General features: G+C 64.7%; 17 protein-coding genes. 11 read left to right on the top strand and 6 right to left on the bottom strand.

Translation table 11 applies throughout. The annotated features are described in order from the left end of the window. Window positions 1–47: 47 nt before the first annotated feature. On the top strand, window positions 48–1,103 hold the full coding sequence (locus tag FJV80_RS21820; RefSeq protein WP_095790124.1) for a succinylglutamate desuccinylase/aspartoacylase family protein: 1,056 nt from the start codon (window positions 48–50) through the stop codon (window positions 1,101–1,103). A 1-nt stretch (window position 1,104) separates the two neighbouring features. Here the strand turns inward: FJV80_RS21820 and FJV80_RS21825 are convergent, their stop codons facing one another. After that, window positions 1,105–1,875, bottom strand: coding sequence for an isocitrate lyase/phosphoenolpyruvate mutase family protein (locus FJV80_RS21825; protein WP_142877382.1), 771 nt, complete (start codon window positions 1,873–1,875; stop codon window positions 1,105–1,107). Window positions 1,876–2,195: 320 nt separating this feature from the next. On the opposite strand from FJV80_RS21825, the gene FJV80_RS21830 reads away from it, so the two are divergent. Continuing rightward, a complete protein-coding gene (locus FJV80_RS21830; RefSeq protein WP_142877383.1) occupies window positions 2,196–4,385 on the top strand; it encodes an anthranilate synthase in 2,190 nt (729 codons plus the stop codon). Between the two features lie 5 nt (window positions 4,386–4,390). Next, window positions 4,391–5,338 (top strand): cation diffusion facilitator family transporter, encoded by a 948-nt coding sequence (locus FJV80_RS21835; RefSeq protein WP_142877384.1) that lies wholly within the window; start codon window positions 4,391–4,393, stop codon window positions 5,336–5,338. An 11-nt stretch (window positions 5,339–5,349) separates the two neighbouring features. Here FJV80_RS21835 and FJV80_RS21840 read toward each other — a convergent pair whose 3' ends face one another. Continuing rightward, window positions 5,350–6,453: a hypothetical protein gene (locus FJV80_RS21840; RefSeq protein ID WP_142877385.1), complete on the bottom strand. Its 1,104-nt coding sequence runs from the start codon at window positions 6,451–6,453 to the stop codon at window positions 5,350–5,352. Between the two features lie 94 nt (window positions 6,454–6,547). Between FJV80_RS21840 and FJV80_RS21845 the strand changes: the two genes are divergently transcribed. From FJV80_RS21845 to FJV80_RS21860, 4 genes are all read left to right on the top strand, one after another. Beyond that, on the top strand, window positions 6,548–6,985 hold the full coding sequence (locus tag FJV80_RS21845) for a DsrE family protein (protein ID WP_142877386.1): 438 nt from the start codon (window positions 6,548–6,550) through the stop codon (window positions 6,983–6,985). A gap of 61 nt (window positions 6,986–7,046) precedes the next feature. Then, window positions 7,047–7,829: an SDR family oxidoreductase gene (locus tag FJV80_RS21850; protein WP_142877387.1), complete on the top strand. Its 783-nt coding sequence runs from the start codon at window positions 7,047–7,049 to the stop codon at window positions 7,827–7,829. A gap of 64 nt (window positions 7,830–7,893) precedes the next feature. Further along, window positions 7,894–8,202: a putative quinol monooxygenase gene (locus FJV80_RS21855; protein WP_142877388.1), complete on the top strand. Its 309-nt coding sequence runs from the start codon at window positions 7,894–7,896 to the stop codon at window positions 8,200–8,202. A 66-nt stretch (window positions 8,203–8,268) separates the two neighbouring features. After that, window positions 8,269–9,366 carry an AbrB family transcriptional regulator gene (locus FJV80_RS21860; RefSeq protein ID WP_142877389.1) on the top strand — a complete coding sequence of 366 codons (1,098 nt, stop codon included), beginning with the start codon at window positions 8,269–8,271 and terminating at the stop codon, window positions 9,364–9,366. A 25-nt stretch (window positions 9,367–9,391) separates the two neighbouring features. Here the strand turns inward: FJV80_RS21860 and FJV80_RS21865 are convergent, their stop codons facing one another. After that, window positions 9,392–10,276: a LysR family transcriptional regulator gene (locus FJV80_RS21865; protein ID WP_142877390.1), complete on the bottom strand. Its 885-nt coding sequence runs from the start codon at window positions 10,274–10,276 to the stop codon at window positions 9,392–9,394. A gap of 147 nt (window positions 10,277–10,423) precedes the next feature. Here FJV80_RS21865 and FJV80_RS21870 point away from each other — a divergent pair, with 147 nt between their 5' ends. The 3 genes from FJV80_RS21870 to FJV80_RS21880 all read left to right on the top strand — a co-directional run bounded on the left by FJV80_RS21870 (window position 10,424) and on the right by FJV80_RS21880 (window position 15,395). Beyond that, window positions 10,424–11,959 (top strand): MFS transporter, encoded by a 1,536-nt coding sequence (locus FJV80_RS21870; protein WP_142877391.1) that lies wholly within the window; start codon window positions 10,424–10,426, stop codon window positions 11,957–11,959. A gap of 110 nt (window positions 11,960–12,069) precedes the next feature. Next, window positions 12,070–14,181 (top strand): TonB-dependent siderophore receptor, encoded by a 2,112-nt coding sequence (locus tag FJV80_RS21875; protein WP_142877392.1) that lies wholly within the window; start codon window positions 12,070–12,072, stop codon window positions 14,179–14,181. After that, window positions 14,181–15,395 carry an MFS transporter gene (locus FJV80_RS21880; RefSeq protein ID WP_142877393.1) on the top strand — a complete coding sequence of 405 codons (1,215 nt, stop codon included), beginning with the start codon at window positions 14,181–14,183 and terminating at the stop codon, window positions 15,393–15,395. The genes FJV80_RS21875 and FJV80_RS21880 overlap by 1 nt, the downstream gene beginning before the upstream one ends. Before the next feature lie 8 nt (window positions 15,396–15,403). On the opposite strand, the gene FJV80_RS21885 is transcribed toward FJV80_RS21880, so the two are convergent. The 3 genes from FJV80_RS21885 to FJV80_RS21900 all read right to left on the bottom strand — a co-directional run bounded on the left by FJV80_RS21885 (window position 15,404) and on the right by FJV80_RS21900 (window position 18,898). Next, a complete protein-coding gene (locus FJV80_RS21885; RefSeq protein WP_142877394.1) occupies window positions 15,404–16,477 on the bottom strand; it encodes a siderophore-interacting protein in 1,074 nt (357 codons plus the stop codon). Window positions 16,478–16,950: 473 nt separating this feature from the next. Next, a complete protein-coding gene (locus FJV80_RS21895; protein ID WP_095773474.1) occupies window positions 16,951–17,727 on the bottom strand; it encodes an alpha/beta hydrolase-fold protein in 777 nt (258 codons plus the stop codon). Between the two features lie 4 nt (window positions 17,728–17,731). Next, the gene (locus FJV80_RS21900; protein ID WP_142877395.1) at window positions 17,732–18,898 is read right to left on the bottom strand and encodes an ATP-grasp domain-containing protein; all 1,167 of its coding nucleotides are present in this window, start codon (window positions 18,896–18,898) and stop codon (window positions 17,732–17,734) included. A 428-nt stretch (window positions 18,899–19,326) separates the two neighbouring features. On the opposite strand from FJV80_RS21900, the gene leuA reads away from it, so the two are divergent. Then, on the top strand, window positions 19,327–21,072 hold the full coding sequence (gene leuA, locus FJV80_RS21910; RefSeq protein WP_095773472.1) for a 2-isopropylmalate synthase: 1,746 nt from the start codon (window positions 19,327–19,329) through the stop codon (window positions 21,070–21,072). Window positions 21,073–21,128 lie beyond the last annotated feature (56 nt).

Raw genomic sequence — 21,128 nt, forward strand, 5'->3', positions numbered from 1 at the left:
GCGATACCTCAAATGGGCATGTCTTCTCGCTCTAACTGGAGAAAGTCATGCAGAAATCGATCGAACGCATCGCCGGCGACAGCGAGGGCGTTTCCTACGAATTCCCGGTGTTCCGCTTCACAGGTAGCGACAAGGAGACGCCCTCGGCCTATCTGCAGGCTGCCCTCCATGCCGGCGAACTGCCGGGCGTCGTCGCCATCGACGCGCTGATGCCGGCGCTGAACAAGGCCGCTGCCGAAGGCCGCATCAAGGGCGACATCACTATCGTGCCCTGGGCCAACCCGATCGGCCGCGCGCAATATCATTTCGGCGAGCATCAGGGCCGCTTTCACCTGGGCACCCGCACCAATTTCAACCGCGCCTTTCCGCTGCTTGCCGCGCCCGACGCCAGGCTCTTGCCCGACACCAGCTTTGGCGGCGCCGACCAGCGGCTGAAGTCCCGCCTGGTGCAGCTGTCGCTCGGCCACGACATCGTTCTCGACCTGCACTGCGACGACGAGGGCCTTGCCTATCTTTACATCCACACCAGCCTGTGGCCGGCCATGGCCGATTGCGCCGCCGCCATGGGCGTCGACGCAGTGGTACTGTGGAGCGAGGACACTGACGGCACCTTCGAGGGCGCCTCGATCATGCCCTACCAGAACGTTCCCGCCGACGTGGCGAAGTTCGACCGGCGCGTCGCCGCCACGGTCGAATATCGCGGCATACTCGACGTCGATGGCGCGCTCGCCGCGGCGGACGCCGACGGGCTTTACCGGTTGCTGGTGGCACGCGGTGTGATCGTCGACAGCGCGCTGCCCGCGCCCGGTCCATTCAAGGGCGTCGTCGCGCCATTGGAAAATATCGACATGATGCCGGCGCCACGGGCCGGCGCTGTGCTCTATGACGTGAAGCCCGGCGATCGCGTCATCAGGGGCGATCGTCTCGCCACCATCGTCCACGCGCCGGGCGAAACCGATGGCCGCGCGGAAGTGTTCGCGCCGCAGGACGGCATCATCCTGACGCGTCGCTCGCGTCGCATCATCCGCGCCGGCGAGGATCTGCTGAAGCTGGTCGGCGACAGGAAGAGCGTCGATGCCAGGTCGGGTACGCTGGAGGACTGACCTAGCCCGAGATCGCCAGCCGCGCCTTGGCTTCCAGCCATTCCGCCATTTGCCGGTATGGCACCGGACCGTGGCTGACGCGGGCGACGCCGAGTTCGGCCAGCCGCTGGCGCGGCGGCACATGCGCCAATGCGATGATGTTGACCGGCAGTGCTGTCGCCCTGCACAGCGCCTCGATGAGACCCTCGTCGCCAAGGCCCGGCGCAAAGAAACCGCTCGCTCCGGCCCTTTCATAGGCATGCGCCCGCTCGATCGCCTGGTCGAGCAGCGTCTTGTCATGCGCATCGGGCTTGGCCTTGAGGAAGATGTCGGTGCGGGCGTTGAGGAAGGCCGGGATACCCGAGGCCTTGACGGCGGCCGCGGCCGCTTCGACCCGCTTCACCTGGACAGCAATGTCGTGCAGGCCGGTGCCGCCAACGATCTGGTCCTCGAAGTTGAAGCCGACAGCGCCGGCCTGCAAGGCGCGTGTCACCGTCCGGGCGACGACTTCCGGCTCGACGCCGTAGCCGCCTTCGAGATCCATGGTCACCGGCAGATCGACCGCCTGCACGATGCGCCCGATGTTGTCGAGCGCCAGTTCCAGCGGGATTTTCTCGCCATCGGCATAGCCGAAGGCGGCCGCAACCGGCCAGCTTCCGGTGGCGATGGCCTTGGCTCCTGCTTTCTCGACGATCTTGGCCGAGCCCGGATCCCAGGCATTGTAGAGAACGATCGGGTTGCCCTTGACGTGAAGGGAATGGAACGTCCGCGCGCGCTGGGCCTGGTCGGTCATGGGTGTTTCCCGTCTTGGTATCGTTGGAAGTCCAGCCTAGCCGGGACCGCCGGCCCTGGCGATGTGCCATGAGCCCTTGAAGCGGCGGCCACCGGACGGACCTTTCAAACCTGTTGCGCATCCGGTTTTTCGCCGCTATGGATTTCGCCATGAACATGCGTTCGACCAAGACCATTTGGTGGTGGGCCTGCTGACAGCGGCCTGTTCGAACGCGCGTGCGTGAAAAGAAGAGGGTGGCCGCAACGGAAAGTCCGGGCGGCCATTTGTTTTTTAAAAGCCAGTCCCGGGTCCGTTGCCCCAACAAGCTGATGGAGACGGCAATGACGATGAAGGTTCTGGAAAACGGCGCTGAAAGTTTCGTGACCGCGGGTGGCATCACCATTGCGCGTGAGCGCCACGACCGGCCCTATGCGGGGGCGATCGACGCCTATGTCGATGGCTTGAATTCGCGCCGGGGCGCGGTGTTTTCCTCCAACTACGAATATCCCGGCCGTTACACGCGGTGGGACACCGCCATCATCGATCCGCCTTTGGTCATCTCCGCGCGCGGCCGCGCCATGCGCATCGAAGCGCTGAACCGCCGTGGCCAGGCGCTGCTGCCGGTCATCGGCAAGACGCTGGGCAGCCTTGCCGACATCACCATCGCGGAGACGACGAAGACGCTGATCCGCCTCGACGTCACCAAGCCCGGCCGCGTCTTCACCGAGGAGGAGCGCAGCCGCGTGCCTTCGGTCTTTACCGTGTTGCGCGCCATCACCGCTTTGTTCAAGACCGACGAAGACGCCAATCTCGGCCTCTATGGCGCTTTCGGTTACGACCTCGCCTTCCAGTTCGACCCGGTCGACTACAAGCTCGTGCGCAAGCCGAGCCAGCGCGACCTGGTGCTGTTCCTGCCCGATGAGATCCTGGTGGTCGACCACTACTCGGCCAAGGCCTGGACCGACCGCTACGACTATTCAGGCGAGGGATTTTCGACCGAAGGCCTGCCGCGCGACGCAATCGCCGAGCCGTTCAAAACCGCCGACCGCATCCCGCCGCGCGGCGACCACGAGCCGGGCGAATATGCCAGCCTTGTGCGGCGCGCCATGGACTCGTTCAAGCGCGGCGACCTGTTCGAGGTCGTGCCCGGCCAGATGTTCTACGAGCGCTGCGAGACCCAGCCCTCCGAGATTTCGCGCAAGCTGAAATCGATCAACCCCTCGCCCTATTCCTTCTTCATCAATCTGGGCGAAAACGAATATCTGATCGGCGCCTCGCCCGAAATGTTCGTGCGCGTCAACGGCCGCCGTGTCGAAACCTGCCCGATCTCCGGCACCATCAAGCGCGGCGACGATGCGATCTCGGATAGCGAGCAGATCCTGAAACTGCTCAATTCGAAGAAGGACGAGTCCGAGCTCACAATGTGCTCGGACGTCGACCGCAACGACAAGTCGCGGGTCTGCGAGCCGGGTTCGGTGCGCGTCATCGGCCGCCGCCAGATCGAGATGTATTCGCGCCTGATCCACACCGTCGACCACATAGAGGGCCGCCTGCGCGAAGGCATGGACGCCTTCGACGCCTTCCTGTCGCATGCCTGGGCGGTCACCGTCACCGGCGCGCCGAAACTGTGGGCCATGCGCTTCATCGAGCAGAACGAGAAGAGCCCGCGCGCCTGGTATGGCGGGGCGATCGGCATGGTCAATTTCAACGGCGACATGAACACCGGCCTCACGCTGCGCACCATCCGCATCAAGGACGGCATCGCCGAGGTGCGCGCCGGCGCGACATTGCTCTTCGACAGCATTCCCGAGGAAGAAGAAGCCGAAACCGAACTGAAGGCATCCGCCATGCTCTCCGCCATCCGCGACGCCAAGATGGGCAATTCCGCCAGCACCGAGCGCACCACCGCGCGCGTCGGCGACGGCGTCAACATCCTGCTCGTCGACCACGAGGACTCTTTCGTCCACACGCTGGCCAACTACTTCCGCCAGACCGGCGCCAATGTCTCGACCGTGCGCACGCCGGTGCCGGAGGAAGTGTTCGAGCGGCTGAAGCCGGACCTCGTCGTGCTCTCACCCGGACCGGGCACGCCGAAGGATTTCGATTGCGCCGCCACCATCAGGCGAGCGCGAGCCCGCGACCTACCGATCTTCGGCGTCTGCCTGGGCCTGCAGGCGCTGGCCGAAGCCTATGGCGGGGAACTGCGCCAGTTGCACATTCCCATGCACGGCAAGCCCTCGCGCATCCGCGTCTCCAAGCCCGGCATCATCTTCTCCGGCCTGCCCAAGGAGGTCACCGTCGGTCGCTACCACTCGATCTTCGCCGATCCGGTGCGCCTGCCCGATGATTTCATTGTCACGGCCGAGACGGAGGACGGCATCATCATGGCCTTCGAGCACCGCAAGGAGCCGATTGCCGCCGTGCAGTTCCATCCGGAATCGATCATGACGCTCGGCCACAATGCCGGCATGCGCATCATCGAGAACATCGTCGCTCATTTGCCGCGCAAGGCGAAGGAAAAGGCAGCCTGACCTCGATGGCCGAAGCCGAGAACACGATGGCGATCGCAGCCAGGGAGGCCGCGAAGCGCAAGGTCGCCAACCTTGCCTTCTGGTCGATCGTGGTCGCCTTTGTCGTGCTCGCGCTGAAGCTGGCCGCCTGGTACATTACCGGCTCCGTCGCGCTTTATTCGGACGCTCTGGAATCGATCGTCAACGTCATTGCCTCGGTCGCCGCCTTCTGGGCGATCCAGGTCAGTTACAAGCCGGCCGACCAGGATCATCCGTTCGGCCATCACAAGGCGGAATATTTCTCGGCGGTGCTCGAAGGCGTGCTGATCGTCGTCGCCGCGCTTTTGATCCTCAACGAGGTCTGGCGCTCCTGGCAAGCGCCGGCGCCCCTGGAACGGCCCTGGAACGGCCTTGCCGTCAACGGTATCGCCACGCTGATCAACGCCTTCTGGGCCTGGACGCTGATCCGCGCCGGCCGGGCCGAAAAATCGCCGGCGCTGGTCGCCGACGGCAATCACATCATGACCGACGTCGTCACCTCGGTGGGCGTCTTCGGCGGCCTGGTCGGGGCAATCCTGACCGGCTGGCAGATCCTCGATCCGGCGCTCGCCGTCATCGTCGCGCTCAACATCCTGTGGCAGGGTTGGCATGTCATCGGCTCGTCGATGAATGGCCTGATGGACCGTGCCGTCGACACGCAGGAAAACATGCGCATCCGCGACGTCATCTCGGCCAATTGCAAGGGCGCGCTGGAGGTGCATGACCTGAAAACCCGCATCGCCGGCCGCGCCACTTTCATCGAGTTCCATCTGGTCGTCGACGCCGGCATGTCGGTCGGCGCCAGCCACGTCATCTGCGACCGGATCGAAGACGCGCTGAAAGCCGAAATCCCCTCGGTGCGCGTCACCATCCATGTCGAGCCCGACGACGAGGCCAAGCTGCCGAAGGGCACGACGGCCGTGCCGTTTGCCTGATGCCCTTCAGCTTATGGTGCGCAGGCCGATTGCGGCATTGGCTCCAGCCGATAGACCTTGTCGTCCGACTTCGTCTTGCCGTCGGCTGCCTTCGAGCAGAGATCGACGATCGGCAGGCTGCTGTTGGGGTTGGCCAGCATCATCGTGCCGTTGGCGCCGCGCTTGAGGAAGATTTCCTTCTGCGCGATGTCGCAGGAGAAATCGCTCATCTTCGAGCTTGCCGCGCAGCGCCACTGGTCGGCCTCGCCCTGGCAGGAATAAGTCTGCGTGATCTTGCCGGACTTCAGCCGCGCCGTGACCGAGACGGCGATGTCGGCGCCGTCAGGCCAGTTGGCGATGTCGCCGCCCGAAGCGAAGGACGCCAGTTCCACCGGCCCGCGGAAAACCCGGATCGACTGCGTCAGTTGGTCGGGATGCGAAGCCAGATGCGCCGCGTCATAGTCGCGGCCGTAGCAGAAGGCCTGGTCAGGCTTCAGCCGCTCGCGCAGCGGCGGGCCGAGCGCCGGATCGATCGGGTCGATGCGCGCGAACTCGGCCTTGCAGGTCGCGGCCGGCATCGGGTCGAGGCGGAAATTGTCATCTTCTGAGCCCAGCGCCTGCCTGTCATATTCGGCCTTGCCGAGCTCCTCTTCTGATCCGGCATCGAGATAGAGGTCGGCCGAGACATCGGTGACAATCAGGCGGCCTTTGTCATCGACCTTCAGCGAGGCCATGGTGCGGTCGCAGTCCATGCCGCAACGGATCGGCCCTGATGTGCCATCCTCGGATTCATGATTGCACCAGCCGCCGGCCCATTGCGGCGCCTTGGCGCCACGCACCGTCGTGGTGAGAAAGCCATTGTAGGACGTGTCGGCATTTGCCGTGGGCTCTTCGTTCGGCCGGCTGACCGGGTCATGGCCATAGTAGAAGAAGATCCGTGCCACCTTCTGCTTCGGATGTGCCTTGAGATGGGTCGCGTCATAGACCCGGCCGAAACAGACGTCCGCCCCGTTCGGGCTGAGTTCCTTAAGCTTGAGTGCGTCGGCGGCGACGGCCGTGCCCGTCAGCAAGCCAAGCAGCACGACGCCAAATCCGGCGCCCGCGACTGTCTTCCATACCCCTGCCCTGAACGTCATGTGACCTCTCCTCGCATCGACAGACGCAGCGTCAATTTATGCTAGTATTGCGGCCGCAGCCACGCAAATCGCGGTAGGATCTGAGGAGGATGCCATGCGCCGACGCGACATGTTCCGCGCGGTTCTTGCCGGGACCGCAACGTTTCTCGGCCTGCGGGCCGCGCAGGCGGCGGCCACGGAAACCCCACGGCTGAAGGTCGCCTATCACCTGAGCGATGTGGACAAGGTCAACTTCGTGCTCGGCAACATCAAGAACCACTATGAGGGCACCGGCGGCAATGTCGACATCGCGCTGGTCGTGCATGGCCCGGCCCTGGCGAGCTTCAAGTCGAAGGGCATATCGGCTGCTATCTCCGGCCGCTTCGCCGGCCTGGTGCAGCAGGGCCTCGAGCCGCAAGCCTGCGGCAACACCATGCGGGGCATGGATATTTCGCTCGCCGACCTGCTCGATGGCTTTCATGCCGCCGACAAGGGCGGCGTCGTCAAGCTCGCGGAACTGCAAAGCCAGGGCTATGCCTATCTACGCCCCTGAGGCTTGAACACCGGGGTGGCAAAGGCCTACGAAGGGCGGCGGACATCCCGGAGGAACAACAGTGCCAGCCACCAACACGCTCAGCATTCCCGATCTCGCCGGCAAGGCGGTGCTGGTCACCGGCGCCTCGACCGGCATCGGCGCGGCACTCGCGCTGGCCTACGCCGCGCAGAAATCCAGGGTGGCGCTGCACTACAATTCGAGCCGCGAGGCCGCCGAGAAACTCGCCAAGACCATTGCCGACAGCGGCGGCAAGGTGTTCCTCGTCCAGGGCGATTTTTCCGTCCCCGCCGACGTCGAGCGCGTCGTCGAGGACAGCGCCCAGCATTTCGGCCGCCTCGACGGGCTGGTCAACAATGCCGGCGGCATGCTCGGCCGCGTACCCTACGCCGACCAGACCGAAGCGCATTACGACGCAGTGATGGACCTCAATGCGCGTTCGGTGCTGACCGCTTCGCGCAAGGCGATGCCGTGGTTGAAGAAGCAGGGCGGCTTCATCGTCAACACCTCGTCCATCGCCGCGCGCAATGGTGCCGGCGGCGGCGCCGGCCTCTACGGCTCGGCCAAGGCCTTCGTTTCCAATGTGACGCGCGGCATGGCCAAGGAGCTGATCGGCTTCGGCATCCGCGTCAACGCCGTGGCGCCCGGCACGATCCTGACACCCTTCCATGAGCGCTATTCGACCGAGGAGCAGATCAAGGGCATGGTGGCCACCATTCCGCAGGGCCGCGCCGGCACGGCGGAAGACTGCGTCGGCGCCTATCTGTTCCTCTCCTCGGACCTGCTGAGCGGCTACATCACCGGCCAGGTGATCGAGGTGAATGGCGGCCAGTTGATGCCGTGACCGGCTATCTGCATACTGACGGTCCGCGTACTCTTGTCGAAGATTTTGAAGGGGAGACAGCTGAATGTACGGACTGATCGGCAAGATGCGGGCGGCGCGCGGCCAGCGCGACGCGGTCATGGACGTGCTGCGCGCCAGCACCGGCGCCCTGCCGGGCTGCCTGAGCTATATCGTCGCCACCGACCCGGCCGATGCCGACGCGATCTGGGTGACCGAAGTGTGGACCGACCAGGCAAGTCACAAGGCCTCGCTGCAGCTTCCGGAAGTCCAGGCGGCAATGGCCAAGGCGCGACCCTTCATCGCCGGCTTCGAGTTCCAGGTGGAGACCAACCCCGTTGGCGGCTTCGGGTTGCCTGACGGCAAGACAGGCTGAGGCCTTCGGGCAGCTTTTTCAGCACGGCGGGTTCGCATCGCCGTGCTTCGGGTCTAAGACCGACACATGGATTCCTCGGTGCAGCCTCGCGACCAGCCCGCCACCGAGCGCATGGCGCGGATGGGCAAGCCCTGGCAATGGATGGTCCTGCTCACCATCTCGGCCCTGTTTGCAGGCGCGCTCGAATTCGCCGCCCTGCCGGCGGCGTTGCTGATCGGGCCGATGCTGGCAGCCATCGTCGCCGGCACCAATGGCGCCACGGTGCGGGTGCCGCGCCTGCTGTTCGGCTCCGCCCAGGCCATTGTCGGCTGTCTCGTCGCCGCGTCGATCTCGGCCGACATCTTTCCCGTCTTCCATGCCGAGTGGCCGCTGTTCCTGGGCGTCGTGATTGCGACAGTCGCGGCCTCCAGCCTGCTTGGCTGGCTGATCAGCCGCTGGCGCATCCTGCCCGGCACCACCGCCGTCTGGGGCTCCTCGCCGGGTGCGGCTACCGCCATGGTGCTGATGGCCGGCGCTTTTGGCGCCGACCAGCGCCTTGTCGCCTTCATGCAGTATCTGCGCGTCATCTTCGTTTCGATGACGGCGGCAATCGTCGCCAAAATGTGGGTCGACACATCGGGCATCGAAATCCCGCCAATCATCTGGTTTCCGCCGATCGATGTCCAAGCCTTCGCCGCCACGTCAGGCATCGCGCTGGTCGGCGGCCTGGCGGGAAAGCTGTGCCGGCTGCCCTCGCCCTTCTTCCTCGGCACCTTCATCTTCGGCGCCGTCGTCCATCTCGGGCTTGATGTCGAGATGCAGCTGCCGCCCTGGCTGCTGGCAATCAGCTACGCCATGGTCGGCTGGTCGATCGGACTGAACTTCACCAGGCCGATCCTGCGCCATGCGACGCGTGCGCTGCCGCAGATCATCGCCTCGATCGTAGCGCTGATCGCCTTTTGCGGCGGGCTCGCCTTCCTGATCAGCCATCTCCTTGGCATCGATCCGCTCACCGCCTATCTGGCGACCAGCCCCGGCGGCATGGACAGCGTGGCCATCATCGCCGCCGCGGCGCAGCACGTCGACATCTCTTTCGTCATGGCGCTGCAATCGGCGCGCTTCCTGATCGTGCTGCTCGTCGGCCCGAGCGTCGCCCGGCTGGTTGCCAGAAGCATCAGGGACTGACAGGCCACTCTTCACCGCCGGCTACCTATCGCGCCGCAAGCCGCTCGGGAAGGAAATCGACGAAGACGCGCACCTTTGGCGACAGATGGCGATTGGAGGGCCACAGCATCCGGAACTGACCACGACCGTCGATATGATCGTCCAGCACGGTGCGCAGCCTTCCGTCCAGCAACGCCTCGCGGACCAGGAAATCGGGCATGCACGCGATGCCGAGCCCGGCGATCGTGGCACCCTTCAAGGCCTCCATATTGTTGCAGGTCAGCTTCGAGCGGATCTGCGGTTCGGCGCTTCCGGTCATGAATGGCCACTCCAGCAGCCTGCCGCTGTTGAGAAAGCGGAAGTTGATGCCGAAATGCCGGATGAGATCCGCCGGCTCCCCGGGCGTGCCGTGGCGGTCGAGATAGGCGGGCGCCGCACACAAAAGCATGCGAAAGGGTGCGACGGGTCTCGACACCAATCGTGAATCGGGCAGCTCGCCGCTGCGGATCGCGACGTCGATGCCTTCCTCGATGACGTCGACAATGCGGTCGTTGAAATCGATGTCGAGTTCGATCTCGGGATAGCGGGCCATGAACTCCGACAGCACCGGCAAAAGCAGATGGTAGGTGACGATTGGCGTCGAGACGCGCAGCCGTCCGTGCGGCGTTTCCCGTGTCCGCGACAGCATCGCCTCGGCATCGTCGATATCGTCGAGGATGCGCCGCACCCGCTCGTTGAACAGCCTGCCCTCTTCCGTCAGGCCGACGCGCCGCGTGCTGCGCTGCAGGAGCCGCACGCCGAGCTCCTGCTCGAGCCTTGCGACGCTCTTGCCAACGGCGGAGGCCGAAATGCCGAGCGCCCGGCCGGCGGCGATGAAACTGCCAAGCTCGGCGGTGCGGGCGAAGGCCAGGAGGCCACTGAGACGATCCATCGTAGTCTTCCATTCGAGCGCTTCAGTCCGGTATGTCAGGAGATATAATACCATTTTTCCGGAAAGGCCGCCGACCTATCTTGTCGTTGCGACCGGCGCTGCGACCCACGCCCATGCCGGCGGATGCTGCTTCAGATAGGAAAATCCATGACCTCAAACCCCTCAACCGGCCCGGCCGAGCGATGGCTCGTGCTCTTGTCGGTATGCCTTGCCGCGATGACCATGCCCTTGACCTTCACCGGCCCGGCCGTCGCGCTCTCCCGCATCGCGGCCGATCTCGGCGGCAGCCCGATCGCGCTCAACTGGGTGACGAACGCCTTCATGCTGACCTTTGGCGCCAGCCTGATGGCGGCTGGAGCGCTGGCCGACAACCACGGCCGCAAGCGCATCTTCCTCGCAGGCCTCTGTCTCTATGTCCTGGCGTCGCTCGGCGCGATGCTGGCGCCCGGCATCGTCTGGTTCGACATGTTCAGGGCGGCGCAGGGCATCGGCAGTGCCCTGGCCTTCGCCGGCGGCGCCTCCGCACTTGCGCAGGAATTCGAAGGGCAGCTGCGGCTGCGCGCCTTCTCCTTCCTCGGCACCAGTTTCGGCATCGGTCTCGCCTTCGGTCCGATCGCCTCCGGCCTGCTCATCTCCGCATTCGGCTGGCGGTCGATCTTTCTTCTGGTGGCAGTGCTGGCGATCGCCTCGGCGCTGCTGGGCCTGCGCACCATCCGGGAATCGCGCGACCCGGATGCGACCGGCCTCGACTGGGCGGGAGCCGGCACTTTCACGATCGCACTGGCTTTGCTGACCTATGGCGTCCTGCAGGCGCCGCAGAGCGGTTGGGCCGACCCCATCGTCATCGCCCTGCTTGCGGCGGCCGCCCTGTTCTTCGCTGCGTTCGTTATCGTCGAGCGGCGCGTGCGCAGGCCGATGCTCGACCTCACGCTGTTTCGCTTTCCCCGCTTCGTCGGCGTCCAGTTCCTGGCGGCGGCGCCCGCCTATGGCTTCGTCGTCCTGCTGGTGCTTTTGCCGATCCGCTTCATCGGCATTGAAGGGATGAGCGAGATCCAGGCCGGGCAGTTGATGATCTGCCTGTCGGGGCCGCTGCTGATCCTGCCCTTGCTTGCCGGCCAGCTGGCGCGCTGGGTCGCTCCCGCCACGATCTGCGGCGCGGGCCTGCTCATCGCCGCCGCCGGGCTCGTCTGGCTGAGCCTGACGCCGCCGGTCGCCGTCGCACTGGTGGCCCCGCTGATGCTGATCGGCGTCGGCATCGCCTTGCCTTGGGGGTTGATGGACGGGCTTGCCGTCAGCGTCGTGCCCAGGGAGCGCGCCGGCATGGCGGTCGGCATCTTCAACACCACGCGTGTTGCTTGCGAGGGCGTGGCGGTGGCGATCGTCATGGCGACCCTGTCTGGTTTCACCGCCACGCAACTCGGGGTTCAAGGGCTGGCCTCGCCCGCCGAAGCGGCCGCGGCAGCGCAACTGCTGGCAACCGGCAACATCGGCGAAACAGCGCAGCGTCTGCCAATGGCCGACGCCAGTGCCTTGGTCCATGCTTACGAAACGGCCTTCGACCGGCTGCTGGTCGTGCTGGCGACAATCACCGTGCTTACCGCCATCGTCGTCTTCCTCGGTCTGCGTCGCGGTTCGGCGCCGGAACAAGACGCCGCTCCTGTCCCGGCCTGCCAGGAAGGCTGACGCCACGTGACGCCATCAAGTCCGGCAAGGCGTCAAAAAATACTTGACTCTTATACTCATATTTGAGAGCGCGGAAGCGCAACCAAAACATGAGAGTTGGAGACAGGTTAATGTCGAAGCAGTCGAGGACATGGCGCCGGGGATTATCATTGCTGGCGGGGAGCGCCATCCTCTGCCATGCTTGGCCGGCAATTGCCCAGGATGGCGGCGACGCCACCATTCTCGACCGGATCGAGGTGACAGCCGAGAGCAATGAGATCCTGAAACAGGACGGCTACGTCGCCAAGAAGGACCGCATCGGCACCAAGACCGACACCCCGATTGCCAGGATCCCGCAGGCGGTCTCGGTCGTCACGCAAAAACAGATCGAGGACCAGAAGCCGCGCACGCTGAACGACGCGCTGGGCTACACGGCCAGCGCCAACCCCAACAGCTTCGGTTTCGATACGCGCTACGACGCCTTCTTTCTGCGCGGCTTCCAGGCCTTCTACAACGGCATGTTCCGCGACGGGCTGCGCCAGTACAACGGCCCCTCCGCCTGGTTCAAGACCGAGCCCTACGGCATCGAGGGCGTCACCGTCCTCAAGGGTCCGGCCTCCTCGCTTTACGGCGTCAGTGGTCCGGGTGGCATCGTCAATGTCGTCACCAAGCGGCCCAAGGACGTGCCGTTCCACGAGATCGAGTTGCTGGCCGGCGAACACAACCGCTTCCAGGCGGCACTCGACGCCTCCGGCCCGGTCAACGACGACGGCAGCATCCTCTACCGCTTCACCAGCCTTGGCCGCCTGAGCGAGACCGGCCTGCCCGACTATCCCGACGACAAGCTCTATCTGGCGCCGGCCGTCACCTTCAAGCCGGACGAGGACACCAAACTCACCATCCTCGGCGAATATTCCAAGTCCGTCACCGGCGGCACCGCGGCCTTCTACAATTCGGCCTATGGCGTCCTGTCGAATGTCTATGAGGGCGACGCGGCCTGGAACGACTTCACCCAGGACCAGGGGCGCATCGGCTACGAGTTCGAGCATCGCTTCAACGACTGGCTGACGGTGCGCCAGAACCTGCGCTACAACGCCGTCGATTCAGACATCGAATACAGCGGCCACTATTCAGTCGGCGCCGACCAGCCGCTGCAGCGCTATTGGGGCCACTACACCGAGGCGATGAAGAACTTCGTCGTCGACAACATGGCGCAACTGGAATTCGATACCGGCCCGGTCAGGCACACCGCGATTGCCGGCATCGACTATGCCTGGTCGGACTATGACGCCGGCAGCGGGCTTTCCTACGTCTCGGTCGACGACATCGAGGCCGCCCCCGTCCCGCATTCCGGCGGGCAGGAGATGAACCAGCTCGGCGTCTACCTGCACGACCAGATGGAGTGGAACGATCTCACCCTGTTCACCAGCGGTCGTTACGACTGGGTCGACACCACCTCAACGGCGGCCGATTTCAGCCAGTCGAAACAGAAGGACAGCGCCTTCTCCGGCCGCGTCGGCCTGTCTTACCAGACCGAATGGGGCATAATTCCCTATGTCAACTATTCGACCTCCTTCTCGCCGAACATCGGCCTTGTCTATGACGACGTCTCGAGTTCTGTCGGCCGCGTCGCCCGCCCGACCATTGCCACGCAGAAGGAGATCGGCGTCAAATACGAGATCCCCGACCATAACGCGACGATCAGCGCCGCGCTGTTCGACATCGACCAGAAGGACGGCGTCGTCTTCGACGCCTCGACCGGCATCAACAAGCAGCGCCAGCTCGACCTGAACTCGCGCGGCGTCGAGCTGGAAGCCAATGCCTCGTTGGACAACGGTTTCAGCGTCATCGCCTCCTACACCTATCTGCGCGTGAAGATCGAACGCGGCGCCGAGGGCACCGACGGCAAGGAATTGTCGGCGACGCCGAACCACATCCTGTCGCTCTGGGGCCATTATCAATTCGAGAACGGCACGCTGGAAGGGCTCGGGCTCGGCGCCGGCGTACGCTTCGCCGGCGCGAGCTACGGCGACGACGCCAACACTTTCGAGAACGACGCGCGCGCCTTCGTCGACACCTCGCTGTCCTACGACTTCGGCTACCGCAGTCCGAAGCTCGAAGGGGTCAAGCTGCAGATCAACGCCAAGAACCTGTTCGACAACCAGCAGACGATTTGCTCGGCCGGCTATTGCTACCGCGACGAAGGCCGCTCGCTGTTCGGCAGCCTGCGCTATCGCTTCTGATGTCGGTCTCGGTCCCAAACCAGGCCGCGTCGTCGCCGGCCGCCGTCGCGGCGATCGGCGGCCTCTATGTCGCGCAGAGCCTGATCGGCGGCATCACCTGGACCGGCCTGCCGGCCGTGATGCGCGACCAGGGCCTGCCGCTCGACCGCATCGGTCTGCTCACCCTGATCGCCCTGCCATGGGCGCTGAAGTTCCTGTGGTCGCCGGCGGTGGAGCGCCACCGCCTTCCGCCGACCGGCGAAAACCGCACGGGCGCGATCGTCCTTGTCGGCGGCCTGGTTTCCATCGCCGGATTGCTGGCCGTTGCCCAGCTCGGCCCCGCCGCCTTATGGCCCGCGATTGCCTGCCTGACAGTCGTTGCCTTTGCGGCCTCTACCGTCGACATCGCCTGCGACGGTTTTGCGGTGGAGAACCTTGCCGGCGAGAACCTCGGCTGGGGCAATGCTGCCCAGGTCGGCGGTGCTTATCTCGGCTCGGCGATCGGCGCCGGCCTTTTCCTCTATCTGGTCGAAATCCATGGCTGGCGCGCGGCGGTTTCGGCCATGGCCTCGCTGCTGGTGTTGCTCGGCCTTCCCTTCCTGCTCGGCATCGCCAGCCGATCGCGCGAGGAAGTGCGCGAACACGTTCCTGCGCTCGCCGCGGCCTTGCGGCGCCCGCAGATACGCCGCGGCCTTGTGGCATCGGCGATCTACGTTCTGGCGCAGAAGGCGGCGCTGGCCATGCTCGGTCCGTTTCTGATCGATGCCGGGCTCAGCCTTGCCACCATCGGGCTGGTCAACGGCGCCGGCAGCATGATCCTCGGCGTCGCGGCCGCGCTTGCCGGCGGTGCTCTCGTGCGATGGCTGGGCACGCGCAGTGTGCTTGTCCTGGCGCTCGTCCTGCAGGCCGGATCGCTATTCACCCTCTCGGCCTTCGCGCTTTCGGGCACTTTCCCGGCGGGTCCGCTGATGGCGATAGCGATGCTGAGTTCCTCGGGCATCATGGCGCTCGGCTTCGTGGCGCTTTATGCGCAGTTCATGCGCTGGTCGGACCCGAGGCAGGCGGGCGTCGATTTCACGCTTTTCCAATGCATGGACGCATTGGTCAGCATGGCGGGCGGCGTCCTGGCCGGCTATGTGGCGCAACATCTCGGCTATGGCGCGCTGTTCGGCGGCGCCGGCGTCGTCGCGCTGCTGGCGGCGCCGGCGATCGCCATGGTCAGCGACCGCGACTGAAGACAGCGCTATTCCTCGCCGGCCCCGTCCTTGCCTTGCGCGTCTCGGCGCCAATAGGCGGTGACCAGGTGCCGGTCGCGCGGCAGGCCCCATCCCTTGCGCACGATGCTGCGGATTTCTCGGAAGTCCGCGAACTCGCACCCGGCCCAGACATAGAGATCGTCGGCCGCGGGACCACGCTCACGCAGCGCCGCGGGCAGCAGGCCGGCGCCGCCCGCTTCGCGGCCATGCCGGTAAAGCCAGCGGACGGCGATGTTGTTGCCCGCCGCCAGCGCCATCCGGTCTCGCGGACCATCGATCTCGATGATGGCTTCGGCGCGAGCGGACGGCGCAAGCTCTTCCAGCATCCGGCCGATCGCCGGAAGCGCGGTATCGTCGCCCAGCAGAAGCAGGTTCGATGCCTCGGGCAAGCCGCCGCCGCCGGGGCCGATCATGCCGATGACGTCGCCGCTCCGCGCATTCAGCGCGAAGGCCGCGGCCAGCGTCTCGGCACCAGGATGCAGCACGAAGTCGATGTCGAGCCAGCCCTCGGTCACGTCCAGCGCGCGGATCGTATAGACCCGCACGGTCAGCGCATCCTCGCCGGACGGCCAGACGATCAGGCCGTCGGCACCCATGGTCGGCCAGACTGCTTGCCGTCCGGTCGGCGGCAGCAGAAGCCGGACATGAAATCCGCCATGGCTGAAGCGGCCGAGGTCGCGGCCTGAGAAACGCAGGCGCTGCATATGCGGCGACAATCGCGTCGAGGACAGGACCGAAATCTCGCGGAAGAACACCGGTGTGCCGGCATCCGCGCCGTCGCCATGCCAGCGCAACCCTTCGGTCGTGCGCAGATGCGCGGCGATGTGGCCAGCAAAGATCATCTTCATGTAGGAGAGGCAGGTCTCGTCCTCCGCCGCGACGCGGATCAGCACGCCACCGTCCTCGAACGAGGCATTCAACGAGCCGTAATGCATGCGCAATTCCCATTGGCCGACAACGCCGGTGTCGATCTCATAGTCGCTATGCTCAGCGCACAGCCTGTCCATCACCGCGCAGATGCCTTCGCTTTGGATACGAATTTGCGCGCTCAAGGGCTTCATCGTCGGCCTTTCCATACCCAGTGCGGCGACACCGGCTGAAGCTCGGTGTCGACAAGCGTCGGCATGCCACAGCCCCGGCGGCATTGCCACTAAAACATGATTATGAAAGTCATATATTCGGACGAAACCGCGGGAAGGCGCCTTGACGCATCCGGTCTTCAGCTGATGACCGGGCTTGCGATCCGATCGCCGTCCAGCGTGAAAGGGCATGTCGCCCTCGCCGTTTGAAGCCGTTGCCCGTCACGGCGACGCGGGCATGATAGACGCCGTCGCGTTGCGCGACGCGTACGATGCGAAGGTTGGACTGGACGCCGATATTGTCCGACAGGTTCCACCGAGCGATCCCGTCGCGGCCACGGAAATCGCGACCCCAGTCGCTCAGGAAAGCATCGTCGCTAGATGCGGCTAGAAGGCTTCGGTATCGCCGGCATTGGTGGCTTGGACAAGGCGGCGGATCGCGTCGCGCGTGGTCATCAGTCCAACCTGTGCATCAGATCATCATCCAGCCAGCGGCCGAAGAAATAGACCAGTTGCTTGTGCCACCACGGCCAGTCATGGCTGACGTCGCCGCCCCAATAGTCGACCCAGGCGGGAATGGATTTGTCGCGCAGGATCTGTTCCAGCTGGCGCGTCTCGACCAGCATGCGTTCTTCCCAGGCGCCCTGCCCGCAGCAAAAGATCAGCCGCAGTGCCTTCAGCCGGGCCAAAAGCTTCGGATCGACGATGCCGGGCAGGTAATCGAGCGGCGAGTTGTAGAAGATGTCGCCCTCCAGCGCCTTGCCGAAGAAATCGCGGGCCGAATAGACCCCCGACAGCGAAATGACGCCGCTTGCCAGTTCCGGAAAGCGGAAGACGAAGTTCGACGAATGGTAGCCGCCCATCGAACAGCCTGAAAACAAGGGCTTCAGCCTGCGCCCGCCATTGGCGGCCGATGCGGTGGAGAGGATTTCCGGCAGCGCCTCCTCGCGCACATAGCGGAAATAGGCCTCGTGGCGGCCGATGCGATGCGCGGCGTCGGCATGCTTGTCGAAGAAGGATTCCGAATCGATGCCGTCGACCGTGAACAGCTGGATACGGCCGGTGTCGATGAACTCGGCCAATGCGCCGACGCCACCGGAATCCTCGAACTGGTAGAACCGCCCCTGCGAGGTCGGGAACACCACCACGGGCCGGCCGGCATGCCCGTAGCGCTTGTATTCCATGTCGCGGCCGAGCTTGCCGGAGAAATGCTTGTGATAGGAGATGTCCATCGCCTCAGGCCTTTTCCGCGTGGATATAGGCAACCGCCTCGCGCAGCGCCGCCTGATCCTTCGAGCGCATCTGGTAGGCGTAATTTCCCATGGCGCGGCTGAAAACCTCTTCGATGGCCTGATGGTGGACGATCTTGTCACGGTGCGCCGCTAGCACGTCCTCGTGGCTGTGCAAATAGTGGAGGTGCCGCTTGCGACTGGCATAGGCGGTGAAATACTTGCCCTCATAGGGTCCGCCGGCGGCATCCTTGACCACCATGTCGGCCCATGCCGCGTAGACGTCGATGTCGAACGTGTAGTTGATGGCGTCGGTCATCCAGGCGCCGGGCGGCCGCATGTTGACCTCCAGCGCGATGATCCGGTCGTCCCTGGTCTCGAACAGCTCGATGTGGAAGAAGCGCTCGCGCACGTCGAACGCCTTCAGGATCTTGCGGCCGGCCTCCTCGACCGCTGGCCTGATATGGGGAAAGCAGGTGTAGCTCATATGGCGGTCCTTGTTGACCACCTCCATGACGCTCTGGTCGTAGCGGTGGCTGGCCGCCAGCACCACCTCGCCGTCGCGGTTGACCAGCCCGTCATAGGTCACCACCAGCCCCTCGATGAATTGCTCCATGACGAAGGTCACGTCCTCGGGCTTGTCCCGGAAGAACTGGTCGAGCTCCCCTGTGTTGGAGATCTTGAAGGTATTCGAGGCGCCTGAGCCGCTATCGGGCTTCACCACCACCGGGTAGCCGACGCGCCGGATGAAGGTCATCGCGCCGGCGCGGTCGGAGCATTTGCGCTGCGCGATGGTCTCGACGCCGCTCTTGCGGAAGAAGGCGCGCATGCGGCTCTTGCGCTTCAGGTTCTTCACGAAATCGAGCTTTGTGCCGTAGATGTTGAAGTCGGTGCGGATGTTGGCCTCCAGCTCCAGCCAGTGTTCGTTGAGCGATTCGAACCGGTCGATGCGGCCCCATTTGTGGATGAAATGCCCCATCGCCCGGAACACCGGATCGTAGTCCTCCATGTCGGCGACGCGGTAATATTCCGAAAGCGCTGCCTTCAGCCTGCCGTCCAGCACGTCATAGGGCGCATCGCCAATGCCGAGCACGGTGGCACCGGCCTTCTTCAGCCCGTCGCAGAAATCGGCGCCGTTGGTCGGAAAATGCGGCGAGAAGAACACGAAATTCATGGACACCCCCTCATGGCGGCGGCGCACCGCAGCCCCGCCGGCGCGCAAGTCTGGCGCATTTGCGCCGCCTGGGGAAGAGCACCCGCATTTGGGATAATGTTCAACGGAATTCAGCCCCCGCTTGCCTCTGCGGGGGCGCTCCTGTATGAGAACCGGCATGAACACACGCGCCACCATCGCTTCCCGTCAGACCGGCTTTGCCGGCGAGACCGTGCGCGCGCTTGCCTCGACCCTGCTTCTTCTCGGCCTTATCGGCGATCGCCGGGTTCGCTGAAGGAGCGCCCGGCGGTCGAACCGCCGCGCAAGCGCATGCTCCTTGGCCAGTCTCAAAATTGGCAGTCACATCAAGCGAACGAAAATCTGGTAGAGGCGCCACTCGCCAGCCATCCGTCCGAGACGGATCCGAGGGCCGCCGGGAGAACAAGACGATGAACGCACGAGAACAAATCCGCCCTGACGCCGCGGTCGCCGGCGAGCATGTGGAACCAGCCCGCGGCATGCCCGACGCGGCCCGCAAATATCAACCCTATCCGACGGTTGGCCTCACCGACCGCACCTGGCCCTCGAAGGTCATCGACAAGGCGCCGATCTGGTGTTCGGTCGACCTGCGCGACGGCAACCAGGCGCTGATCGATCCGATGGGCCATGAGCGCAAGGCGCGCATGTTCGGCCTGCTGCTCGACATGGGCTTCAAGGAGATCGAGATCGGCTTCCCCTCGGCCTCGCAGACCGACTTCGACTTTGCCCGCTGGTGCATCGAGGAAGGCAACGTGCCCGCCGATGTGTCGCTGCAGGTGCTGGTGCAGTGCCGGCCCGAGCTGATCACGCGCACCTTCGAGGCGCTGAAGGGCGCCACCAACCCGATCGTGCATTTCTACAATTCGACCAGCGAATTGCAGCGCCGCGTCGTCTTCGAAAAGGATGTGGGCGGCATCAAGCGCATCGCCACCGATGCGGCCAAGATGATCACCGACATGGCGGCCAAGGCCGGCGGCGGCTATCGCTTCGAATACTCGCCGGAAAGCTTTACCGGCACCGAGCTCGAAGTCGCGCTGGAGATCTGCAACGCCGTCACCGAGATCGTCAGGCCGACATCGGACAACAAGCTGATCATCAACCTGCCGTCGACGGTCGAGATGTCGACGCCCAACATCTATGCCGACCGCATCGAGTGGATGTGCCGCAATCTGGACAACCGCGAGAACCTGATCATCTCGCTGCATCCGCACAATGACCGCGGCACCGGCATCGCCACCACCGAGCTCGGCTTGATGGCGGGCGCGGACCGCGTCGAAGGCACGCTGTTCGGCAATGGCGAGCGCACCGGCAATGTCGACATCGTCACGCTGGCGCTCAACATGTACACGCAAGGCGTCGATCCGGGCATCGACTGCTCCGACATCAACCGCATGAAGGACGTCTACGAATACTCGAACCAGTTGAAGATCCCCGAGCGTCACCCCTATGTCGGCGAGCTCGTCTACACCGCCTTTTCCGGCTCGCACCAGGACGCCATCAACAAGGGCATGAAGGCGCTGAAAAAGGCCAACACCGGCCTGTGGGAGGTGCCCTATCTGCCAATCGACCCGGCCGATGTCGGCCGCAGCTACGAGGCGATCATCCGCATCAACTCGCAGTCCGGCAAGGGCGGCATCGCCTATGTGCTGCAGGCCGATTACGGCCTCAATCTGCCGCGCAACCTGCAGATCGAATTCAGCCAGGCGATCCAGGCGATCACCGATGCCGAGGGCAAGGAAGTGCCGGCCAAGCGCATCCATGAGCGCTTCCTCGAAACCTATGTCGACCAGCCGGGCGCGCGCCTAAAATTCCTCGACCACCACACCTATCCCGATACAGTGGTCAAGGGCCGGCGCGTGATCGAGGCAGTGATCCTCGACAAGGGCAAGGAAGTGACCATTACCGGCACCGGCACAGGCCCGATAGACGGCTTCGTCGATGCGCTGTCGCGCCATGTCGGCATCGAGATGTCGGTGCTCGATTATTCCGAACACTCGATGCAGCGTGGCTCCAATGCATCCGCCATTTCCTATGTCGAAATGGAATATCCCGGCGGCAAGCTGTTCGGCGCCGGCATCAACACCAACATCGTCGCCGCCTCGCTGGAAGCGGTGACGTCGGCCGCCAACCGCATCGTCGGCCGCAAGCCGCGGTAGCGTCTACCGACGATTGGCGCGAGAGATCACAACCGCTCTCGCGCCAGCCGTTTTTT

This window comes from Mesorhizobium sp. WSM4310 (genome assembly GCF_007003935.1).
GTDB lineage: Bacteria > Pseudomonadota > Alphaproteobacteria > Rhizobiales > Rhizobiaceae > Mesorhizobium.